The sequence below is a fragment of the Klebsiella sp. CTHL.F3a genome (assembly GCF_019890895.1).
GTDB classification, from domain to species: Bacteria; Pseudomonadota; Gammaproteobacteria; order Enterobacterales; family Enterobacteriaceae; genus Klebsiella; species Klebsiella grimontii.
On record NZ_CP082360.1, the window covers coordinates 1891386 to 1913509 of the forward strand.

The following is a 22124-nucleotide window of genomic DNA, read 5'->3' on the forward strand; positions in this document are numbered from 1 at the left end:
CGCCAGGAAAAAACACGATGGAACAAGCGCATACCCTGTTGATCGCACAACTGAACGAGCGTATTGCAGCGCCGGATAACACGCCGCTGTACCTGAAGTTTGCTGAAACGGTTAAAAATGCTGTTCGCAGTGGTGCGCTGGAGCACGGTAATATTCTCCCCGGCGAGCGCGACCTGAGCCAGTTGACGGGGGTGTCGCGCATTACCGTTCGCAAAGCGATGCGGACGCTGGAAGACGAAGGGGTGGTGACCCGAGCTCGCGGCTACGGTACGCAAATCAATAATATCTTTGAGTATTCATTGAAAGAGGCGCGCGGTTTTTCGCAGCAGGTGGTGCTCAGAGGAAAAAAACCTGACACTCTGTGGGTCAACAAACGGATAGTGAGCTGCCCGGATGATGTGGCGACACAATTGGCGATTGCCCCGCAAAGTGATGTATTTTTGCTCAAGCGAATTCGCTATGTGGATGATGAGGCCGTGTCCATAGAAGAGTCCTGGGTTCCTGCCCAACTGATTCATGATGTTGATGCTATCGGCGTGTCGCTGTATGACTATTTTCGCAGTCAGCATATCTTCCCGCAGCGTACGCGCTCGCGTGTCAGTGCACGTATGCCGGATGCCGAATTTCAGTCGCACATTCATATGGATGAAAAAATACCGGTGCTGGTTATCAATCAGGTTGCACTCGATCAACAACAGCGGCCGATTGAATACAGCATCAACCGCTGTCGTAGCGATCTATACGTTTTTGTGTGCGAGGAGTAATGCTTCGCGCGTTGGGCTACAATCACCGCCGCGATGTCCTACCACCCAGGACGCAACCGCATTACCAAGCAGTACCGACTCGCCCAGCGTCCATCCCGAGGCGAGTCCGGCTAGCGTCCCTCCGGCGTGGCTGTCACCTGCACCGATTGTATCGACTACCGCCACAGGGAACGGTGCTGCCAGCCCCTGTTCTTCCGCGCTGAAGTACCATGCACCCTCTTCGTCATGACGAACAATCAACGGCATTGCGAATTTCTTTAGCCAGGCCTGACCAACCGCTTCGGTTGCCACGGGTAATCTAAAGCGCTCTGCGGCGATCTCCGCCTCCTGACGATTCAGCGAAACAATGGGCTTACAGGCCATGATTCGCTGCATTAACGTCTCGGGGATATCAGCGATACGCGGGCCGAAATCGATATACGGCGTAATATCGCGCAGAGATTCCAGCCAGTGCACCAGCACTTCCCCGCAGGGTGATGCCAGTTGATAACCAGAAAGTGACACCAGGCTTTGCGGCGGAACAGTGAGTTGCGCCAGCCAGGCGGGATTCCACTGGTTTTCAACACCGCTAAACGACATAAACGTGCGTTCGCCGTCCGGCTCAACCAGCGCAAGACACCAGCCGTTGTCACCCGTGACGCCGTCGATGCGGCTGGAAAGCCCTTCCCGGGCCATGTTATTACGGATGATATCAGCCCATACGCCTTGTCCAACGGGTAGGGCGTTATCGGCTTCCATTCCCAGACGTTTCAGGGCAACCGCAATATTCAGGGCACAGCCGCCAATATTGACGCTTTGCTGTTGCAGTTCAATATCACAGCCTCGCCAGGGGAGGGCGTAAGCGTCAGCAATCACATCGATGACCGCCGCGCCGACGATGGTGATGGGACGCTTGTTGCCTAAGGTGGGTAATCGTTGCATCAGATTCATGATGCCTCCCGTTGCTCTCGGTAGTGTGCAAGCGCCGTGGCGTAGCGGGTAAAGTCGAGTTGGTTCACTTCATCAAGCTGTTGCTTCAGGGTGGCGTCGATAGCAGAAATCCCCCTCAGTGCACCGCAAATTGCAGTTGCCATTGCGCCGATGGTGTCGGTATCGCCACCGAGATTTGCGCACAGAATGGCGCAGCGGTTAGGGTCGCCTCCAGCCAGCTCAACCATCGCAATTGCGCAGGGAACGGATTCAAGGGTACTGGTGCCTGCGCCAACGCGCTGATAGAGCCCCTCACAGGCTGATTCAATACCATCTGCCTGACGTACCACGCACAAAGCCAACTCCAGCCTGGCAGCCAGCGAGGCACTAAAAGTGGTGATCCGCTTTTCCTGCGCCTGGCGTGCCACAGCAGGCAGCGAGTCGACAATCGCCTGCCAGCTATCTCCTTCGATAGCCCGAGAGATTGCCCACGCCACCACGACGGCACCCGCAATCGCGAGGTCGGATTTATGCGTGGGGCTGGAAGCCAGCGCCACCTCATCAATAAAGCTGTCTAGCTGTGTTGGTGTGAGCAGGCAGCCTAGCGGTGAGACGCGCATCGCCGCCCCATTCGTGACGCCGTTGTTCTCCAGTTCATCGATCGGTACTGCGTCGCGAATGGCATTGAGCGCAATTTTAGAAGTCGGACCCAGCACGTTTTTATTGAACGCATCGAACCCTTCAGCCCAGGCAAGGATATTGCGCCCGATAACTTCTGGTGAGATTTTGCCATGGCATTCAATGATGGCATCCGCGAGGCAGAGCGCCATCGATGTATCATCCGTAAATTCGGCACGATTAAAGTAACAGGCTGCATTGTTTTCAGCCGGTCCGGGTAGAAAGCGATCAATCCACCCAAAGTGAGCTTTAACGCGTGAGCGAGGCCAGAGTTCAGACGGCATGCCCATCGCATCGCCTAATGCCTGCCCGTAGAGCGCGCCGAGAATACGTTCCGTTTTCATTTAACTTCCTCTTGTTTCAGTGCAGCATCGCAATCGTCGTTTTGCACCTTAATAGCGGTGATCTCTGTATCCGATTCGCGAAAGAAAATCATAAACAACACGGCGATAACGGCGATCATAGCGGCGCCGAAGCCCCACATTCCTGCCCAGTTGAAGGTCAACCCATTTACCGGCTCTTGATAAGCAAACATTTTCTCCATCATTACGCCGCCCAGACGATAGCCGAGTAAACTGCCAAACCCCTGGCAGCAGAGCGTGATTAGCCCTTGCGCCGCCGTACGCATGTGTACCGGTGCTTTTTTATCAACGTAGATATAGGCAGTAACGTAATAGAAATCGTAGCTTACGCCGTGAAGCAAAATTCCAAGAAACAGCAGGGCATAGGTGAAGTATTGATCTGCACCGCCGTAGACGAAAAATCCGTAACGAATCGCCGCGGTGATAAGACCAAGTAATAATACCTTTTTAATGCCAAAGCGTGTGGTGAAGAACGGTAGTGCCAGCATGAAGAAAATTTCAGAGAACTGGCCGAGCGTCATCCATCCTGTCGCGTTTTGCATTCCGACTTCCGTGAGGTAGCCGTTGGCGAAGATGTAGTAGAAAGCCAGCGGCATAGCGAACAGGAATGAGCAGAAGAAAAACACAAGGAAGTTTTTATCACGTAACAGGATGAGCGCGTCCAACCCCAGCATCACTTTTAAATCCAGCTTGCCGGTACTCTTCGGCGGCGTATCGGGCAGCATAAAGGCAAAAATACCCAGCAGCACCGAGCTGCCAGCAGTGATCAACAAAGGGATATTGGTCGGAGAAATATCGCTATAGCCCATCATTTGTGGCAGAAAGCCGCAGACCAGGCCTGAGACAATCCAGCCAATGGTGCCCATCACGCGAATGCGGGGAAAATCACGTTCGACATCCGGCACGTTGGCAAAAGCGATGCTGTTGGTCAGTGCAATGGTCGGCATATACGTGAGGGAATAGGCCAGCAACAACGGGAAGAAGCCGCTGAAGGTGGTTTGCTGCGCGGCGAAATACATTAATACCGCGCCGACAAACATCAGTACGGCCAGCACTTTCTGCGCTGAGAAAAAGCGATCGGTCAATGAACCTACGAGGATCGGCGAAAGGATCGCCGCAATGGCGGTACAGGCATAGGACCAGCCAATTTCACCAGCGGTAAATCCGCTTTTATTCAGCCATAACCATAAAGGGACAAACCACGCGCCCCAGATAAACCACTCAATGAACATCATGAATGACAGCTTTACTGTAGTTTTCATCTTTAAATCCTTCATGATAGGTAAGGTACGTAATAACAATACCATTATATAATACCTTTTAAATACCTTTGGGGTGGAACTTTGACCGATATAACATTTTCCCGGTTATGGATGATGTCAGTGGATGACATTTAAAAATCCCTCTGCAATGGAAAAATCCCACTTTCGATACCAGACTTATTGCTGCCCAAAATAATTGGGTTGGGAAAACGCATGCCGGTTTCGACCGGCACTTACGGGAGATAGCTATGACTGATATTACGCAGTTGCTTGGCAAAGATGCCGACACGCTTTTACAGCACCGCTGTATGACAATTCCAGCCGACCAGCTCTATTTACCGGGGGCGGATTATGTCGATCGGGTGATGGTGGATAACAATCGTCCGCCGGCGGTGCTGCGTAATATGCAAACCCTGTATAACACCGGCCGCCTGGCGGGAACCGGGTATTTGTCGATCCTGCCGGTCGATCAGGGCGTAGAGCATTCTGCTGGCGCCTCATTTGCCGCCAACCCGCTGTACTTTGATCCGAAAAATATCGTCGAACTGGCCATTGAGGCCGGTTGTAACTGCGTGGCCTCCACCTATGGCGTGCTGGCCTCGGTGTCGCGCCGCTATGCGCACCGTATCCCCTTCCTGGTCAAACTGAACCACAACGAAACGCTGAGCTACCCGACCGAATACGATCAGACGCTGTACGCCAGCGTTGAGCAGGCGTTCAATATGGGCGCCGTGGCGGTCGGGGCGACGATCTATTTCGGTTCCGAACAGTCTCGTCGGCAAATCGAAGAAATCTCCGCTGCGTTTGAACGCGCGCACGAACTGGGTCTGGTGACCGTACTGTGGGCCTATCTGCGTAATTCGGCGTTTAAGAAAGATGGCGTCGACTATCACGTCTCCGCTGACTTAACCGGTCAGGCCAACCACCTGGCGGCGACCATCGGCGCGGATATCGTGAAGCAGAAAATGGCGGAAAATAACGGCGGCTATAAAGCGGTGAACTTCGGCTATACCGACGATCGGGTTTACAGCAAGCTCACCAGCGATAATCCGATCGATCTGGTGCGTTACCAACTGGCGAACTGCTATATGGGCCGTGCCGGGCTGATTAACTCCGGCGGCGCGGCGGGCGGCGAAACCGATCTGTCCGACGCGGTGCGCACGGCGGTTATCAATAAGCGCGCGGGCGGCATGGGGCTGATCCTCGGACGTAAGGCGTTTAAAAAATCGATGGCCGACGGTGTGAAGCTGATCAATGCCGTGCAGGATGTCTATCTGGACGGCAAAGTCACCATTGCTTAACGGCTATATAACCCTGTAAAGCCGCAGCGTCGTCTGTCTTTCCCGGCGGCGCTGCGCCTGGCCGCGCTACCGGTTCACCGCTGTCTGCGGGCTGGTAGCCCGGACAGGCGCGCCAAGCGCCGCCTCCGGGATCCCGCTTATTCGCGAATTAGCCGCGCCGTGTGCTGTAGCGTTTTATATGCTTCATAGCGCCGCTGATGATCGGCGCTAAATTGTTCTACGCAGCGATAGGTTTTATCCACCCGCGTAAACTGCTTCATCGCTTCCGGTAGGGAAGGGGCGACTTTACCTGCTACCGCGCCGAGGATGGCCGAACCTAACAGTACCGGCTCGCTGCTGGCGGTGCTAACTACGGTAACGCCGCAGGCATCGGCTAATAGCTGACGCACCAGCGGATGCTGTCCGGCACCGCCGCTAATGATGATATTCTCGCTGCGGATGCCGCACGCCTTCTGCGCGTCAATAATCTGCCGCAGGCCGTAACCGATCCCGCACAGCCCGGCGACGTAGAGCGCCATCAGGTTGTCCAGGTCCCGCTCCATCCCCAGCCCGGCGATAATTGCTTTCGCGTGCGGGTCGGCCAGCGGCGCCCGATTACCTAAAAATTCAGGCACCACGTGCAGCCCGGCGGCGAGTGTGACCGCAGCAGAAGAACTTTCCACTTTCGCCAGCACGCTATCGGCAAGATAAACCGGTAGCGGGACGCCGCGCGCCTTGGCCAGCGCCTTAGCCTCGGCGGCGGCGGGATGGAAGCTCAGCAACTGGTCGATGGCCGCTCCGGCCGCGCTCTGTCCGCCTTCGCTCAGCCAGAACCCTGGCACCATCGCCGAGTAATATGGTCCCCAGACGCCGGGCACGAACACCGCTTCCTGAGTGGTGGTCATGGTGCAGGAGGAGGTGCCGAAAACGTAGGCCATGTTATTGACCGCGCCGTTAAGCACGCCGACGGTGCCGATACCACCCGCGTGGGCATCGATCATACCGACCGCCACCGGAGTACCGACGGGCAGGCCCATCTCCTCTGCCGCCGTGGCGCAGAGGCCGTCGCCGCAGGGGGTTCCCGGATCGACAATACGCTGGCCGATGCGGACAAAATCTTCATCCGCCAGCTCTTCGAGGCCAATCTGGCGGAAGTACCCGGCGTCCCAGCGTTGTTCATGCGCCAGGTAGGTCCATTTACAGGTCACGGTGCACGCCGAGCGGGCTAAATCGCCGCTTGAGCGCCAGGTCAGATAATCCGCAAGATCGAAGAAGTGGCGCGCCTGCTGATAAGTGTGCGGGCGGTTCTCCTTCAGCCAGAGAATTTTCGGCGTTTCCATCTCTGGCGAGATTTTACCGCCGACGTACCGCAATACCGCGTGGCCCGTGGCGTTAATTTTTTCCGCCTGCCCGGTGGCGCGGTGATCCATCCAGACGATGATATTGCGATCCGGGTCTTCCGAAGGACCGACCGCCAGCGGCGCATCGTTTTCACCGATCACCACCAGCGAGCAGGTGGCATCGAAGCCGATACCGGCAACCGAGGACGGCGCGACGCCGGCGCTGGCCACCGCCGTTTTAATGCAGTAGCACACCGCCTGCCAGATCTCGCGGCTCGACTGTTCCACCACATTTCCGGCACTGCGAAATAGGGTAATTTCCCGGGTTGCGTGGGCGACAAGGTCTCCCCGCAGATTGAACACTCCGGCGCGAACGCTGCCCGAACCGACATCGACGCCAATAATATGTTGCGTATCGCTTTGCATAAAATCCTCTCACACAGGCTGGTTGAACGGTCAGAGATCCACGCTGTTCGGCAGGATCACGATGTCGCGTACGGTGACGTTTTTCGACCGCGTCACCATAAACAGCACTGACTCGGCCACTTCAATCGGCTGCATCAGGCTGCCGTTGGCCAGCGCTTCGTCCATTTTGGCTTTCGGCCAGTCGTCCAGCAGGGCGGTGACTACCGGGCCCGGCAGCACGGCGCCGACGCGCACGCCGTACTGGGAAACCTGGCGGCGGGTGGTATGCACAAACGCCTGAACGGCAAATTTCGACGCGGTATAGATAGGCTCCCAGATCACCGGTACCACGCCCGCGATAGAGCTGGTGAAGATAATGTCCCCGGACTTTTGCGCGATAAGATGCGGCAGGACGCTGCGCACGCAGCGGAAGGCGGCGTTGGTATTGAGGTGCAGCACGCGATCCCAGACGTCCGGGTCGCCCTCGGCCACCGGCCCGCCGATATAGGCTCCGGCGTTGGCGTGGAAAATATCAAGACGCCCGGTGAGCTGCAAAATTCCCTGCAGAAGGTTATCAACCTGATCCGCCCGCATCAGGTCAACCTGCAGGGCGAAGGCGTTTTCGCCGAGTTCGGCGACAAGTTTGTTGAGCTTTTCCCCTTCGCGGTCGATAAGCACCACTTTTGCGCCAGCCCCGAGCAGGGTTTTCGCGCATTCGAGGCCGATACCGGACGCCGCGCCGGTGATAGCAGCAACTTTACCGCTGAGGGAAGTATTCATAGAGGAGACAGAGTGGTTCATTTTATAATCCTTTACAGAGTTTGGTTGGCACTATCGAGCGCGAGGGCATCGCGTTCGACGTTAAAGACAAAAACTTGTTAAGGTATTGAATATGAGCGTCATTTCTTGAGTTTTTCTGGAATATTAATGCTGAATGCGTTAATACTTCGGAAAGTCGAATGGAAGCTCAATCGATGAAGCTCATGTTGCGCTAGCTTCATCGATTGAGCAAGTGGGGAAATTAACAGCGAAATGATTTTGTGACGCAAGTTGGGAAAATGAAGAAAATCACGATTTACGACCTGGCGGAACTTTCCGGCGTTTCGGCGAGCGCGGTGAGCGCTATCCTCAACGGCAACTGGAAAAAGCGCCGTATCAGCGCAAAGCTTGCCGAAAAGGTGACGCGGATTGCCGAGGAGCAGGGATATGCCATTAACCGCCAGGCCAGCATGCTGCGCAGTAAAAAATCGCACGTCATTGGCATGATTGTCCCCAAATACGATAACCGCTATTTCGGTTCGGTCGCCGAGCGCTTTGAGGAGATGGCCCGCGAGCGCGGCCTGCTGCCGATCATCACCTGTACGCGTCGTAGCCCGGAGCTGGAAATTGAAGCGGTAAAAGCGATGCTCTCCTGGCAGGTTGACTGGGTGGTGGCGACCGGGGCAACCAATCCGGACAAAATTACCGCCCTGTGCCAGCAGGCAGGCGTGCCCACGGTCAATCTCGACCTGCCGGGGTCTGTCGCCCCGTCGGTAATATCGGATAACTACGGCGGCGCGAAGGCGCTGACCCAAAAAATCCTCGCCAATAGCGCTCGCCGCCGGGGGGCGCTTGCGCCGCTGACCTTTATTGGTGGACGCAGCGGCGACCATAATACCAGCGAGCGTTTACGCGGCTTTCACGATGCGCATCGGGAGCTGGGGTTGAGCGTGCCGCAGGAGAACATCCTGGCGCCCGGTTATTCGAAAGGTAAAGTCGAGGCCTGCCTGCAAGAGCGGTTTGGCGCAGCGGAGACCCACTTGCCGGGGATATTTGTCAACTCGACGATATCGCTGGAAGGGGTGGTGCGCTGGCTATCGCAGGCGGGGCTGACCGGTAGCGAACAGCCGCCGATGGGCTGCTTTGACTGGGACCCGTTTGTCTATCTGCTAGGGCACGATATCGACATGGTGCAGCAGGACGTACCGGCGATGCTGGAAGCGGTGTTTCAGATTATCGATTCCGGCGATGCCAGCCAGCAGCGGATTGAAATTCCGCCGCTGTTGATGAGCAGCCGCTAAGCCGCTTTCTGGCGGTTGACGTTAGCGCGTCAGCAGCCAGCGGGCGGTATGTTCATCGGTCACCAGGCCATTGATCCAGCCGCCTTTAAGCGCCGCCAGAATCGCCGGACGTTTGTACTCGCCGCACGCCACCGCGATGCGCGGGCACTGGTTCTGGCGAATGTCATAGCTGGTAATCATTCTGTTGATTTCGCTGTCAACCACGCCGCCTTCGGCATCAATAAAGCGCCCCATAATCTCGCCGATGCCGCCGCGGGCGGTCAGCTCATCCATCTGCGCCTGATTGATAAAGCCGTCTTTGAAGATGGGGCTTTGGGTACCTAATGGCCCAATGCCGACAAAAATAACGTCCGCCTGGCGGGCGACGGCGGAAACGCTGCGGAACAGCCGGCTGGTGCACCACATGTCGTACTCCTCCTGAGTTTGCGCGTAGCGCGGCGCGGGCCACTGATAGTATTTGGCCTTAATTTTGCTGGTCAGCAGCAGCGGGACGTCATCGTAATAGTTGCACTGTCCGTCGGCGTCCATGGCGCTGATTAGCGCCACGCAGCGGGTATTCTGGCTATCGAAATCGATGCGCTGCAGCGCTTTTTTTAGGGTCAGGCCGGAACCCAGACCGATGATTTTCTCTTTATCATCCTGCAGATAGCGGGCCATCAGCTGATAGCAGCCGAACGACACGCTATCGAGGGTGCTTTCTTCGTTAAAGGCGGGCACGACATTGCACTCGATGAGCCGGTACTTCTCCTGCAGCAATTGTGCGTAATCGAGGCAGTTAGCCACCGGATGGTGCAGGCTAATCGACACGATCCCTTCTTCTTTCGCGGCGGCGATCAGCCGCTGCACCACCGGCCTCGAGGTGCCAAGCTGGCTGGCGATCTCGCTCTGATTCTGCCCGGCGATATAGTACATCCATGCGGCGCGGACCTTCTGATCCAGCCGGATATCGTCTTCTTTGCTCATGGTTTCCCGCCCTAAGTTGCTGGCCGCGGCGATAATTTCACCCGGCGAATACCCGCATTCTGGCCGTGGTCAGGATAACTGGCAAGCTTTTGCTCTTTTTTGGTCATTTGTAATTTGTTTGGGTAATTGTTCTTTTGTGATCCATGGCTCTTATTTTGGTCAAATGATCAATTACAGTGAGCCCATCAACTCAAGGAGATCAGAACATGAACAATAAATTCACATGGCTTCACATTGGTCTGGGTTCTTTTCATCGCGCTCACCAGGCGTGGTATCTGCATCGTTTGATCGCTTCCGGAGATAAGCGCTGGCATATCGCGGCGGGGAATATTCGCAACGACGCCGAGCAGGTGGTCCAGGCGCTGGCGGCGCAGGGTGGACGCTACGTGCTGGAAACCGTCAGCCCGGAAGGGGAGCGCGAATATGAAGAAATCACCTCCATTCAAAAATTGCTGCCGTGGCAGGCCGGGCTGCAGCCGCTGATTAACGAAGGGGCAAACCCGCAGACCAAAGTTATCGCCTTTACCGTGACGGAAGGGGGCTACTACCTGAATACCCGCCATCAGCTGGAAACCAGCAACCCCGATTTGCAGGCGGATCTGGCAGGGGAGTGCAAAACCATTTACGGCACCCTTGCGCGGATTCTGGAAAAGCGCATGGCCGACAACGCCGGGCCGCTGACCCTGCTGAACTGCGATAACGTGCGCCATAACGGCGAACGCTTTCACGACGGCATGGTTGAGTTCCTGCAGCTAACCGGCAAGCAGGCGGTGATTGACTGGATGGCCGTCAACACCACCTGTCCGAATACCATGGTCGACCGCATTACACCGCGTCCGGCGGCTGACCTGCCCGCGCGCATCAAAGCGCAAACCGGTATTGACGATAAAGCGCCGGTGATGGGCGAGACCTTTATCCAGTGGGTAGTGGAAAACAACTTCCGCGATGAACGCCCGAACCTGGAAGCGGTCGGCGTGGAGATGGTTGCATCGGTGATCCCTTATGAAGAGGCGAAAATCCGCATACTGAACGCTTCGCATAGCTGCATCGCGTGGGCGGGGACGTTAATCGGCCAGCAGTATATTCATGAAAGTACGCTGACCGACTTCATCTACGCCATTGCCGACCGCTACGTCACCGAGGATGTGATTCCGTGCCTCGGCGATAACGGCATTGACCTGCCGACCTATCGTGACGTGGTGCTCAAGCGCTTTACCAACCCGTATATCCAGGACACCAACCAGCGCGTCGCCGCCGATGGCTTCTCGAAAATTCCGGCGATGATCGCGCCAACCCTGCAGGAGTGCTACCAGCGCGGCGTCCGCCCGGAAGCGACCGCCATGCTGCCCGCGCTGTTCTTCGTCTTTATGGAACAGTGGCATAAAGGAACCCTGCCGTATCAGTACCAGGACGGCATCCTCGACGCTCAGGCGGTACATGAAATGTTTGAAGCTCAGGATCCGGTGGCCCTGTACGCCCGTAATACAGCGCTGTTTGGCACGCTTGCCGACAATGTCGATTTCCTGGCGCTGATGCGCGAGAAGATCGCCGCAGTTTATACGCTGATTAACTAAGAGGTGGCTATGTATCTGGGTATCGATCTCGGCACATCGGAAGTCAAAGCGCTGGTCATTGATGAGAACAATGAAGTTATCGCCAGCCATAGCGCACCGCTGAGTATTCAGCGTCCCCATCCGCACTGGTCAGAACAATCGCCGCAGTCATGGTGGGAGGCGACGGAGTATTTGATGGCCACGCTGCGGGAAAAATGCGCCCAGCACTGGCCGGCCATTAAAGCCATCGGTCTTTCCGGGCAGATGCACGGCGCGGTCCTGCTGGATGACGAGGGGGAGGTGATTCGCCCGGCCATTCTGTGGAACGACACCCGCTGCGCCGCAGAGTGCGCGGAGCTGGAAGAGATGGCGCCGGAGCTGCATCAGGTGGCGGGAAACCTGGCGATGCCGGGCTTTACTGCACCGAAGCTGCTGTGGGTTCGCCGCCACGAGCCGCACTACTTTCAGCGCACCGCCACGGTGCTACTGCCGAAGGATTATCTGCGCTATCGGATGACCGGTAAGAAAGTCTCCGATATGTCGGACGCCGCCGGGACGCTGTGGCTGGACGTGGCGAAGCGCGACTGGTCCGACTCTCTGTTGGATAAGTGCGGCCTGGCGCGCAGCCAGATGCCGACACTGGTCGAAGGCTGCGAGGTGTCCGCCACGCTTGACCCGCAGGTGGCCGAGCGCTGGGGGCTGAACCCCTCGGTAGCGGTTGCCGGCGGCGGCGGCGATAACGCGGTCAGCGCCATCGGCGTCGGCGCGGTCTCGCCGGGAGACGCGTTTATTTCGCTCGGCACCTCCGGGGTGCTGTTTGTGGTGACCGACGCCTATCGTCCAGCGCCGCAGTCGGCGGTACACGCCTTTTGTCACGTTCTGCCGAATCTGTGGCATCAGATGAGCGTCATGCTCAGCGCCGCCAGCTGTTTGCAGTGGTTCTGCCGCCTGACCGGCACTACGGAGGTAGCGCTGCTGGAGGAGATTGCCCAACTTAGCGAGGAGGAGAAGGCCCATGCGCCGTTCTTCTTACCCTATCTCTCCGGCGAACGTACCCCGCACAACGATCCTGACGCGCGCGGCATGTTCTGGGGCATGACCCACTCCAGCCTGCGCGCCCAGCTCGGCTACGCGGTGCTGGAAGGGGTGAGCTTTGGCATCAATGACGGCCTGCGGGTGCTGAAAGAGAGCGGGACGCGGATCGAACAATGTTCGCTGGTTGGCGGCGGCGCCCGCAGCCCGTTCTGGGCGCAGCTGTTGGCCGATATTCTCGATATGCCGGTGGTGACCCACAAAGGCGGAGAGACCGGCGGGGCGCTGGGCGCGGCGCGGCTGGCCTGCCTGGCGGCGGGCAAACCGCTTGCCGCGGTGTGTGAAAAACCGGAGGTCTGGCAGACCTGGCGCGCTGACCCGGCACGCCATCAGACCCTGATGCAGCGCTACGCACAGTTTAACTCCTTGTATTTAAACGATCTGAACTACCGGAAGCACTAATTTTTATCACGATAACCGTTCCGGTGAACTTACCGGAACGGCCTCCTGTACCCTAAAACGAGGTCATTATGTCTATCAATAATAAACAGTGGCTCGGCTTACCCCTGAACCTGCTCTGGGGATACATCGCCATTGCCGTATTCATGACCGGCGACGGTTTTGAACTGGCATTTCTCTCGCATTACATCAAAGAGCTCGGTTTTTCCCCGGCGCAGGCTTCATTTGCTTTTACCCTCTACGGCCTGGCCGCCGCGCTGTCGGCGTGGATCTCCGGCGTGGTGGCGGAAATCATTACCCCGCTGAAAACCATGATGATTGGCTTCGTGCTGTGGTGCGTGTTCCACGTACTGTTTCTCGTCTTCGGCCTCGGCCACGCGAACTATGCGCTGATCCTCGTTTTCTACGGTATCCGCGGCTTCGCGTATCCGCTGTTCCTCTACTCGTTTATCGTTGCCATTATCCACAACGTGAAAAGCGATAACGCTAGCTCGGCGATCGGCTGGTTCTGGGCGGTTTACTCGATCGGTATCGGCGTTTTCGGCAGCTATATTCCGAGCTTTACCATTCCGCATATCGGCGAGCTGGGGACGCTATGGCTGGCGCTGGCTTTTTGCGTCACCGGCGGCATCATCGCGCTGGCTTCCCTGCGCCATATTCAAACGCCGCGCCATATGCAGAACCTGACCACTCGCGAGAAGTTTTCCGAGTTGGGGCGGGCGGCGACGTTGCTCTATACCAACCGCAATATTCTGCTGTCGAGCATGGTGCGGATTATCAATACCCTCTCGCTGTTTGGCTTTGCGGTAATTATGCCGATGATGTTTGTCGATGAGCTGGGCTTTACCACCTCCGAGTGGCTGCAGGTGTGGGCGGTATTCTTCTTCACCACCATTTTCTCTAACGTGCTGTGGGGCATTCTGGGGGAAAAACTGGGCTGGATGAAGGTGGTGCGCTGGTTTGGCTGCATCGGCATGGCGCTCTCCAGCCTGGCGTTTTACTACATTCCGCAGCACTTCGGACATAATTTCGCGATGGCGATGATTCCGGCCATTGCCCTGGGGATCTTTGTCGCCGCCTTCGTACCGCTGGCGGCGGTCTTCCCGGCGCTGGAGCCACAGCACAAAGGGGCGGCTATTTCGGTTTACAACCTGTCGGCGGGGATGTCGAACTTTCTCGCACCGGCCATTGCGGTGATTTTGCTGCCGTTCTTCAGCACCATCGGGGTGGTGATCGCCTATACCGCGCTGTACGTGGCGGCCTTTTTCCTCTGCGCGTTTATTCACGTCGAGCAGCCGGGTTTTACCCGCAAGGAAGCGCCGGCCGGCGAGCAGGTGGAGTTCTCTTAAGATAATGCGGCTGGCATGCCCGGCATGCCAGCCTTAACGAGGTGGATGATGAGTATTCAGGCAGTAATTTTTGACATGGATGGCGTCATTATTGATTCCGAATCCCTGTGGCGGCGGGCGCAGATCGAAGCCCTCGCCCGCTGGGGGGCAACGGCGAGCGATGAGGAGTGCGAAAGGCTGACCAAAGGTAAACGCCTTGACGACATTGCCCGTACCTGGTGTCAGTATTGTCAGCTTGACCTCGCCCCGCAGCGGCTTGAAGACGCCATACTGCAGCGTATCATCGGCCTGATCGCCGCCGAAGGCGAGCCGATGCGCGGGGTGCGCGAGGCGTTACGCTATTTTCGCCACGCGGGCTATAAGATTGCGCTCGCTACTTCTTCATCCCGTCAGGTTATCTCCGCGGTGCTGAACAAGCTCTCGCTCTGGCACTATTTTGACGTTATCTCCAGCGCGGATGATGAAGCGCAGGGCAAGCCGCATCCGGCGGTGTATCTGACGACGTTGCGTAAGCTCAATCTCGACGCCAGCCGGTGCCTGGTGATTGAAGATAGTTTCAACGGCTTTAGCGCGGCCCAGGCCGCAGGTATCGCCACGGTGATTATTGCCGAAGATAGCCAGCATGCGCGCTTCCAGGCCGCCGCTGGCCGCTATCAGGCTTTACCTGAGCTGCTGGAAAACCTCAACGCAGCGGCGGAAGCGGTCGAATAACTGACTCTTTCGTGGGCGCAGAACATCTCGGGATGTACCCGGTCGGTCACTCTCTTTTCTGCGCTCACGCCCCCTTTTTCACTATGCCGATCCTTCTCACATATCGCCCATCTTTTGTGAAAACAGTCACGTCCTGTTGTGCCAATGCCCAAATTTATTGCCTTGCTTAGCGGTGTTTGTCCGAGGCACTGCTACGTAATTGTGCTTAGATTAGATATTGAAACGTATTTTCAATAATGTGAAACCACTTTACCGATTTAACTCTATAGATCGGATTTGGCCGTGATAAGGACCGAGCATGAAAATTGAATCTGTAAATGTCACCGTTTTCCAGTATCCCACGCGTCGGGTTTCCGACAGCGCCGGACACTCCCATCCTGGAGCGGAAAGCATGGCGAAAATGGCGATGCTGACCATTACCGCCGATGATGGCACCCGGGGTTTTTCGTTTGCGCCGCCGGAAGTGGTACGCCCGTTCGTGGTGAACACCTTTTTTCGCAAGGTGATGGTGGGGCAGGACCCGTTTAACCGCGAGCGTATCTGGCAGGATCTTAACCACTGGCAGCGCGGCAGCGCCCATCAGTTGACCGAGCGCGCGCTGTCGTTTGTGGAACAGGCGCTGTGGGACCTGATTGGTCGCAAGCTCAATATGCCAGTGTATAAGCTGCTCGGCGGCTATCGCGATACCGTTCCCGCCTACGGCAGCACCATGTGCGGCGACGATCTGCCTGGCGGTCTGTCGACCCCGGAAGAGTATGCTGCTTTTGCCGAAAAGCTGGTTGCCCGCGGCTACAAGGCCATCAAGCTGCACACCTGGATGCCGCCGATCGCTTTTGCGCCCAATCCGAAGATGGACATTAAAGCCTGCGCGGCGGTGCGCGAAGCGGTAGGGCCGGATATCGACCTGATGATTGACGGTTATCACTGGTACAGCCGCGCCGAGGCGCTGTGGATTGGCAAAGAACTGGAAAAACTCAACTTCGCCTGGTTTGAAGAGCCGATGGAGGAGGATTCGATGTCCTCCTACGCCTGGCTGGCGGAAAACCTGTCAATTCCCATCGTCGGACCGGAGAGCTTCGGCGGCAAGCACCGCATGCGCGCCGAGTGGGTGAAAGCCGGAGCCTGCGACATCCTGCGCGCCGGGGCCAACGGCGTGGGCGGTATTACCCCCACCATGAAGGTGGCGGCGCTGGCGGAATCCTTCGGCATGGATTGCGAAGTCCACGGCAACGGCGCGGCAAGCCTGGCGGTAGTCGGCGCGATCCGCAATTGCCGCTGGTACGAGCGCGGCCTGCTGCATCCATTCCTCGACTACGATGAGCCGGCGGCCTATCTCAACAGTATTGTCGACCCCATGGATGACCAGGGTTTTGTGCATTTGTCACAGCGTCCGGGTCTCGGCGAAGACATTAATTTTGCGTATATCGAAGCCAACACCGTTAGCCACGACTGATTCAAAAAAATAAATGCCCGATGGCGCTGCGCTTATCGGGTCTGCGGCCCGGTAGACCGGATAAGGCGAAAATGCCGTCATCCGGCAACATGTACCCTACAGTACAGGCAAACAGAGATATGAAAAAAACCTCCCGACTGGCAGCGTGCTTACTCGCGCTCGCCGTGTCGATGGGGAGCGGGGCGGCGTTGGCGAAAACGCCGCCGGATCAGCTCATCATCGGCATGAATATGAATAACCTGCTCACCCTTGACCCGGCGGCGATGACCGGGAACGAAGTGGTGGGGATCGTGGTTAACCTCTACGACTCACTGGTGGAGCTTGAGCCTGAGCAGCTCACCAACATCAGGCCCGCGCTGGCGAAATCCTGGGACATCAGCCCGGATGGCAAAACGCTGACCTTTCATTTGCGCGACGACGTGAAGTTTCATTCCGGCAACCCGCTGACCGCCGCTGACGTGGTGTGGTCGATGCGGCGTATTTTGCATCTCAACCTCGCCCAGGCCTCGGTGTGGAAATCCTACGGCTTCAGTAAGAAAAATATTGATAACCAGGTGAGCGCCCCGGACGACGTGACGGTACAAATCGTGTTACCGAAAGATAACGACCCGCAGCTGGTGATCTACTCGCTGGCGGCGCTGGGCAACCTCGGAGTGCTCGACAGCAAAACGGTGCAAAGCCACCAGCAGGATAACGACTGGGGTAACCGCTGGCTGACCACCCATGAAGCCGGCTCCGGGCCGTTCACGCTGGAAACCTGGCAGGCTAAAGATGTGCTGCGCATGAAACGCAATCCTGACTACTGGCGCGGCGAGGCTAAAATGAGCCGCGTGGTGCTGCGCCATTTCCAGGAGTCGCAAACCCTGCGCCTGATGATCGAAAAAGGCGACCTCGATATTGCCAACAATATGGCGGTTTCCGACATCAACGCCCTGCGCGGCGACCCCCAGCTGACCGTCGACGCGGTGCAGCGCGGCACCATGTACTACGTGGCGATGAGCATGAAAGAGGCGCACTTCGCTAACCCGAAAGTGCGCGAAGCGGTGCGCTATCTGATTGATTACCAGGGTATCAATAAAGCGCTGATGCCGGGCTACGGGGTGCTGCACCAGCGGCCGATTAAGGCGGGCATGCCGTCAACGCTGCCCGACCCGGGCTATAAGCTGGACGTGGCGCGGGCGAAAAAGCTGCTGGCGGAAGCGGGCTATCCCAACGGCTTTGATACCACGCTGCGGGTCCTCTCGGATCAGCCGTTCCTGAACATTGCTATCGCCGTGCAGTCGACGCTGATGCAGGCGGGGATTAACGCCAAAATTATCACCGGCACCGGTAACCAGATCTACGGCGCGATGCGCGAGCGTAAATTTGACCTGTTGGTAGGACGCGGCGGCAGCGGAATGGAGCCGCACCCGCACTCCAGCCTGCGCGCGCTGGTCTATAACCCGGATAACAGCGATGAGGCGCGCCTGACCAACTTCCAGGGCTGGCGCACCGGCTTTTACGACCCGCAGCTCAATTCGATGATTGACCATGCCCTGCTGGAACGCGATGCGCAAAAGCAGGTCGCCGATTACCAGGCCATTCAGACGCGCTACGACCAGCTGATCCCAGCGTTAATTCCGCTTTCGCAGATGGTCGATTCGGTGGTGGTGCGCAACGAGGTGCGGGATTATCAGCCGCACCCCTCCGCCACCACTTTTCTGCGTGACGTCTATAAAACCCGCGAAGGAGAGAAAGGATGAGCACCGCAATCCTTGCGCCCGGCTCACGCGGCCGGCGCTTATCAAAACGGCTGCTGCAGGTGGTCATTACCCTGTTCGGCCTGCTGCTGCTGACCTTCACCATTGGCCGCGTTATGCCCATCGACCCGGTGCTGGCGATTGTCGGCCCGGACGCTGATCAGAGTACCTATCAGCAGGTTTACCAGCAGCTGGGGTTTGATAAATCGCTGACCACCCAGTTTGGGATCTATTTCGTCAACCTGCTGCACGGCGATCTGGGCAACGCGCTGCTGACCGGGAAACCGGTGGTGGACGATATTATTCGCGTGTTCCCGGCCACCATGGAGCTGGCGACGATGGCGATTATCGTCGGCGCCGGGCTGGGCATCCCGCTCGGCGTGCTGGCGGCGGCGCGACGTAACAGTATATCCGACTATGTGGTGCGCATTATCAGCCTGGCGGGCTACTCAACGCCGATCTTTTGGGTGGGGATGATGGGGCTGTTGCTGTTCTACGCCTGGCTTGGCTGGGTGGGCGGCGCCGGTCGGGTAGACCTCGGGCTGGACGGTATTGTGCCACGGCGTACCGGTCTGATGACCGTCGATGCGCTGCTGGCGGGCAACGGGCAGGTGTTCTGGAACGCCATTAACCACCTGATACTCCCCGCCTCGCTGCTCGGCTTTCACTCGCTGGCCTACATCAGCCGAATGACCCGCAGCTTTATGCTGGCCCAGCTGTCGCAGGAGTTCATTATTACCGCGCGGGTGAAAGGGCTGACCGAGCGTCAGGTCATCTGGAACCATGCGTTTCGCAATATCCTCGTACAGCTGCTGACGGTGGTGGCGCTGGCCTACGGCGCGCTGCTGGAAGGCGCGGTACTGATTGAAACCGTCTTCTCCTGGCCGGGCTTTGGCTCCTATCTCACCGGCAGCCTGCTGCTGGGCGATATGAACGCGGTGATGGGCTGCGTGCTGCTGGTGGGGGTGATCTTCGTGATGCTCAACCTGCTCTCCGACATGCTGTATCAATTCTTTGACCCGAGGACAAAATCATGACCGTTTCTCTGGATACGCCGCTTTCCGGCGGCACGGGCGAAGGCCGCCAGCGGCTGCGGCGCACGGCGTCGCGGGCGGCCGGGTTTATTGGCAAAATGTCGCGCAATCCGCTAACGGCCATCGGCGGCGGAATTATCTTTCTGCTGCTGGTGGTGGCGATTTTCGCGCCGCTGATTGCGCCTTACAACCCGCTGGTGCAGGACCTCAACAGCGCGCTGGTCGCGCCGAACGCGCAGCACTGGTTCGGCACCGATGAGTTTGGCCGGGATATCTTTAGCCGTCTGGTGTACGGCTCGCGCATTACCCTTTACATCGTGCTGCTGGTCTCGGTGACCGTCGGTCCGCTCGGGCTGCTGCTCGGCGTCAGCGCCGGCTATTTCGGCGGCAAAGTCGATATGGTGCTGATGCGCGTCACCGATATTTTCATCTCCTTTCCGAGTCTGGTTCTGGCGCTGGCATTCGTCGCCGCCTTAGGCCCGGGGCTGGAGCACGTGGTTATCGCCATCACGCTTACCGCCTGGCCGCCGATTGCTCGCCTGGCGCGCGCCGAAACCCTCTCTCTGCGCCAGGCTGATTTTATCTCCGCCGTACGTCTGCAGGGCGCGTCATCGGCCCGCGTCCTCTGGCGGCATATCGTGCCGCTGTGTCTGCCGTCGGTGATTATCCGCATCACCATGAATATGGCGGGGATCATTCTGACAGCGGCCGGTCTGGGCTTTCTCGGCCTCGGCGCGCAGCCGCCGGAGCCGGAGTGGGGGGCGATGATCTCCAGCGGGCGCACTTACATGATGGAGTGCTGGTGGGTGGTTACGATTCCGGGGCTGGCGATTCTGATCAACAGCTTAGCGTTCAACTTTTTAGGAGATGGCCTACGTGACATCCTCGATCCTCGCAGCGAGTAATGCTCCGCTGCTCGACGTACGCGATCTGTGCGTCGACTTTGTTAACGGCAGCGCGGTGACCCATGCCGTGCGCGGCGTCTCCTTCCAGCTGGGGCGTGAAAAGCTGGCGATTGTCGGCGAGTCCGGTTCGGGTAAGTCCACCGTTGGGCGCGCGCTGCTGCAGCTGCATCCGAAAAAAGCCCGCGTCACCGCCGCCCGGATGCAGTTTGCCGACCTCGACCTGCGGCATCTCAGCGAAGCGCAGATGCGCGACGTACGCGGTAAACGTATCTCGATGATTATGCAGGACCCGAAATATTCGCTCAATCCGGTAGTCTGCGTGGGTAAGCAAATCGCCGAGGCCTGGCTTACCCATCATCCGGGGCGTAAAGATGAGGCCAAAACAAAGGCGCTGGAGATGCTGGAGGTGGTGCGTATTCGCCAGCCGGAGCGCGTTTATCAGCTTTATCCCCATGAAATATCCGGCGGACAGGGGCAGCGCATCATGATTGCCATGATGCTGATTACCGACCCAGAGCTGGTGATCGCCGATGAACCCACTTCCGCGCTGGACGTGTCAGTGCGCCTGCAGGTGCTGGGCCTGTTGGATGACCTGGTTCAGTCGCGCGGGCTGGGGCTGATTTTTATCAGCCACGATATCAACCTGGTGCGCAGCTTCTGCGACCGCGTGCTGGTGATGTACGCCGGACGGGTGGTGGAGTCCATCGCCGCCGGCGATCTCGATAACGCCCGCCATCCCTATACGCAGGGGCTGATTAACTCGCTGCCGGATATTCGGCAGCGTCGTCCGGTTCTGCCGGTCCTGCAGCGCCAGGCCAGTTGGTTAGCGGAATAAGGAGCGGATAATGATTGAAGTGAAACATCTCAACCTCGCGTTCGGCGAAGGGGAGAAGCGCAATCAGGTGCTGTACGACGTTAATTTCCACGTCAGGCCCGGCGAGATTTACGGTCTGGTGGGCGAGTCCGGCTCCGGTAAAACCACGGTGCTGAAGTGTCTGGCCGGGCTGTTTACCCACTGGCAGGGGGAGCTGGCAATCGATGGTCAGCGTTTAGGCCATGAGATTAACCGCGAGCGCTGCCGACAGGTGCAGATGGTTTTTCAGGATCCGTACGGTTCGCTGCATCCCCGTCACACCATTGGCGACATCCTCGAGGAGCCGCTACAGATTCATCGCATTCGCGATCGCGACCGGCGGATGAATATGCTGCTGGACAAAGTGGGCCTCAATCGCGCCTTTCGCGAACGCTATCCGCACCAGCTCTCCGGCGGCCAGCGGCAGCGCGTGGCAATTGCCAGAGCGCTGATCCTTGAGCCGCAGGTGCTGCTGTTGGATGAGCCGACATCGGCGCTGGATGTGTCGGTGCAGGCCGAGATCCTCAACCTGCTGGCGGAGCTGCAGCAGGAGGCTAAGCTCACTTACCTGATGGTCACCCACGATCTCGGGGTTATTGCCCACTTATGCCAGAAAGTGGCGGTGATGCAGTATGGCAAGATCCTCGAAACTCTGACGGTGGACGCGCTGGTCAACGGCGAAGCGCAAACGGCCTATACGCAGATGCTGGTTAACGCAAGCCAGCAATATACGCGCGAAATGGCGCGGGCGGTGTCTATGTACTAGGCAACATGGCGCATTCTCTACCGGGGTATGCGCCATTTTTTAGATAAAACATTGAAGCTATATGTATTTATAGTTATAAATATCGTATATTAATGTAAAAGTGGTGTTTAGATCTAAAATGATAATATCTTTCGTGTAAATGAAATTATGTGGAACTATAATTTATATTTATGGTTTTTAATGACATAAACGACCATTTTCTGTTTAAAGTAAAAAATCATCCATTCTGTAAATTCACTTAAACCTT

At 57.6% G+C, this 22124-nt stretch carries 19 protein-coding genes; 13 read left to right on the forward strand and 6 right to left on the reverse strand.

The window, feature by feature from the left end:
* Positions 1 to 17 precede the first annotated feature (17 nt).
* The gene (locus K7H21_RS09000; RefSeq protein WP_087829109.1) at positions 18 to 764 is read left to right on the forward strand and encodes a GntR family transcriptional regulator; all 747 of its coding nucleotides are present in this window, start codon (positions 18 to 20) and stop codon (positions 762 to 764) included.
* Here the strand turns inward: K7H21_RS09000 and K7H21_RS09005 are convergent.
* The 3 genes from K7H21_RS09005 to K7H21_RS09015 are packed head-to-tail and all read right to left on the reverse strand — an operon-like array spanning position 738 to position 3975.
* Entirely contained in the window at positions 738 to 1694 is a 957-nt protein-coding gene (locus tag K7H21_RS09005) for a PfkB family carbohydrate kinase (protein WP_004122691.1), read from the reverse strand. The genes K7H21_RS09000 and K7H21_RS09005 overlap by 27 nt on opposite strands.
* Complete coding sequence (locus tag K7H21_RS09010) at positions 1691 to 2695, reverse strand: ADP-ribosylglycohydrolase family protein (protein WP_087829108.1); 1005 nt, start codon at positions 2693 to 2695, stop codon at positions 1691 to 1693. The genes K7H21_RS09005 and K7H21_RS09010 overlap by 4 nt, the downstream gene beginning before the upstream one ends.
* A complete protein-coding gene (locus tag K7H21_RS09015) occupies positions 2692 to 3975 on the reverse strand; it encodes a nucleoside permease (protein WP_032741899.1) in 1284 nt (427 codons plus the stop codon). Before K7H21_RS09015 ends, K7H21_RS09010 begins: the two co-directional genes overlap by 4 nt.
* Before the next feature lie 248 nt (positions 3976 to 4223).
* Between K7H21_RS09015 and fbaB the strand changes: the two genes are divergently transcribed.
* Positions 4224 to 5276, forward strand: coding sequence for a class I fructose-bisphosphate aldolase (gene fbaB / locus K7H21_RS09020; RefSeq protein ID WP_004103793.1), 1053 nt, complete (start codon positions 4224 to 4226; stop codon positions 5274 to 5276).
* A 137-nt stretch (positions 5277 to 5413) separates the two neighbouring features.
* Here the strand turns inward: fbaB and K7H21_RS09025 are convergent, their stop codons facing one another.
* Both K7H21_RS09025 and K7H21_RS09030 read right to left on the reverse strand, forming a co-directional pair.
* Positions 5414 to 7021, reverse strand: coding sequence for an FGGY-family carbohydrate kinase (locus K7H21_RS09025; RefSeq protein WP_004122686.1), 1608 nt, complete (start codon positions 7019 to 7021; stop codon positions 5414 to 5416).
* Between the two features lie 30 nt (positions 7022 to 7051).
* Positions 7052 to 7801, reverse strand: coding sequence for an SDR family oxidoreductase (locus K7H21_RS09030; protein WP_170100805.1), 750 nt, complete (start codon positions 7799 to 7801; stop codon positions 7052 to 7054).
* A gap of 257 nt (positions 7802 to 8058) precedes the next feature.
* On the opposite strand from K7H21_RS09030, the gene K7H21_RS09035 reads away from it, so the two are divergent.
* Positions 8059 to 9060 (forward strand): LacI family DNA-binding transcriptional regulator, encoded by a 1002-nt coding sequence (locus K7H21_RS09035; protein WP_087829107.1) that lies wholly within the window; start codon positions 8059 to 8061, stop codon positions 9058 to 9060.
* Between the two features lie 21 nt (positions 9061 to 9081).
* Here K7H21_RS09035 and K7H21_RS09040 read toward each other — a convergent pair whose 3' ends face one another.
* Positions 9082 to 10023 (reverse strand): sugar-binding transcriptional regulator, encoded by a 942-nt coding sequence (locus K7H21_RS09040; protein WP_004122682.1) that lies wholly within the window; start codon positions 10021 to 10023, stop codon positions 9082 to 9084.
* A 206-nt stretch (positions 10024 to 10229) separates the two neighbouring features.
* On the opposite strand from K7H21_RS09040, the gene dalD reads away from it, so the two are divergent.
* From dalD to K7H21_RS09090, 10 genes are all read left to right on the forward strand, one after another.
* The gene (gene dalD / locus K7H21_RS09045; RefSeq protein WP_004122681.1) at positions 10230 to 11597 is read left to right on the forward strand and encodes a D-arabinitol 4-dehydrogenase; all 1368 of its coding nucleotides are present in this window, start codon (positions 10230 to 10232) and stop codon (positions 11595 to 11597) included.
* A gap of 9 nt (positions 11598 to 11606) precedes the next feature.
* Complete coding sequence (gene xylB / locus K7H21_RS09050) at positions 11607 to 13070, forward strand: xylulokinase (RefSeq protein ID WP_004122679.1); 1464 nt, start codon at positions 11607 to 11609, stop codon at positions 13068 to 13070.
* Between the two features lie 68 nt (positions 13071 to 13138).
* Positions 13139 to 14416 (forward strand): D-arabinitol transporter, encoded by a 1278-nt coding sequence (gene dalT, locus K7H21_RS09055; RefSeq protein WP_004122677.1) that lies wholly within the window; start codon positions 13139 to 13141, stop codon positions 14414 to 14416.
* A 48-nt stretch (positions 14417 to 14464) separates the two neighbouring features.
* Positions 14465 to 15127, forward strand: coding sequence for an HAD family hydrolase (locus tag K7H21_RS09060; RefSeq protein WP_142446787.1), 663 nt, complete (start codon positions 14465 to 14467; stop codon positions 15125 to 15127).
* 298 nt (positions 15128 to 15425) lie between these two features.
* Complete coding sequence (locus tag K7H21_RS09065) at positions 15426 to 16580, forward strand: mandelate racemase family protein (protein ID WP_004122673.1); 1155 nt, start codon at positions 15426 to 15428, stop codon at positions 16578 to 16580.
* Positions 16581 to 16699: 119 nt separating this feature from the next.
* A complete protein-coding gene (locus tag K7H21_RS09070) occupies positions 16700 to 18322 on the forward strand; it encodes an ABC transporter substrate-binding protein (protein ID WP_223035721.1) in 1623 nt (540 codons plus the stop codon).
* Complete coding sequence (locus K7H21_RS09075; RefSeq protein WP_087829105.1) at positions 18319 to 19356, forward strand: ABC transporter permease; 1038 nt, start codon at positions 18319 to 18321, stop codon at positions 19354 to 19356. Before K7H21_RS09070 ends, K7H21_RS09075 begins: the two co-directional genes overlap by 4 nt.
* A complete protein-coding gene (locus K7H21_RS09080; protein WP_142446778.1) occupies positions 19353 to 20258 on the forward strand; it encodes an ABC transporter permease in 906 nt (301 codons plus the stop codon). The genes K7H21_RS09075 and K7H21_RS09080 overlap by 4 nt, the downstream gene beginning before the upstream one ends.
* A complete protein-coding gene (locus tag K7H21_RS09085; protein ID WP_087829178.1) occupies positions 20230 to 21093 on the forward strand; it encodes an ABC transporter ATP-binding protein in 864 nt (287 codons plus the stop codon). The genes K7H21_RS09080 and K7H21_RS09085 overlap by 29 nt, the downstream gene beginning before the upstream one ends.
* 10 nt (positions 21094 to 21103) lie before the next feature.
* Positions 21104 to 21877, forward strand: a complete 774-nt coding sequence (locus K7H21_RS09090; protein ID WP_004122658.1) for an ABC transporter ATP-binding protein — start codon at positions 21104 to 21106, stop codon at positions 21875 to 21877.
* Positions 21878 to 22124: the final 247 nt, after the last annotated feature.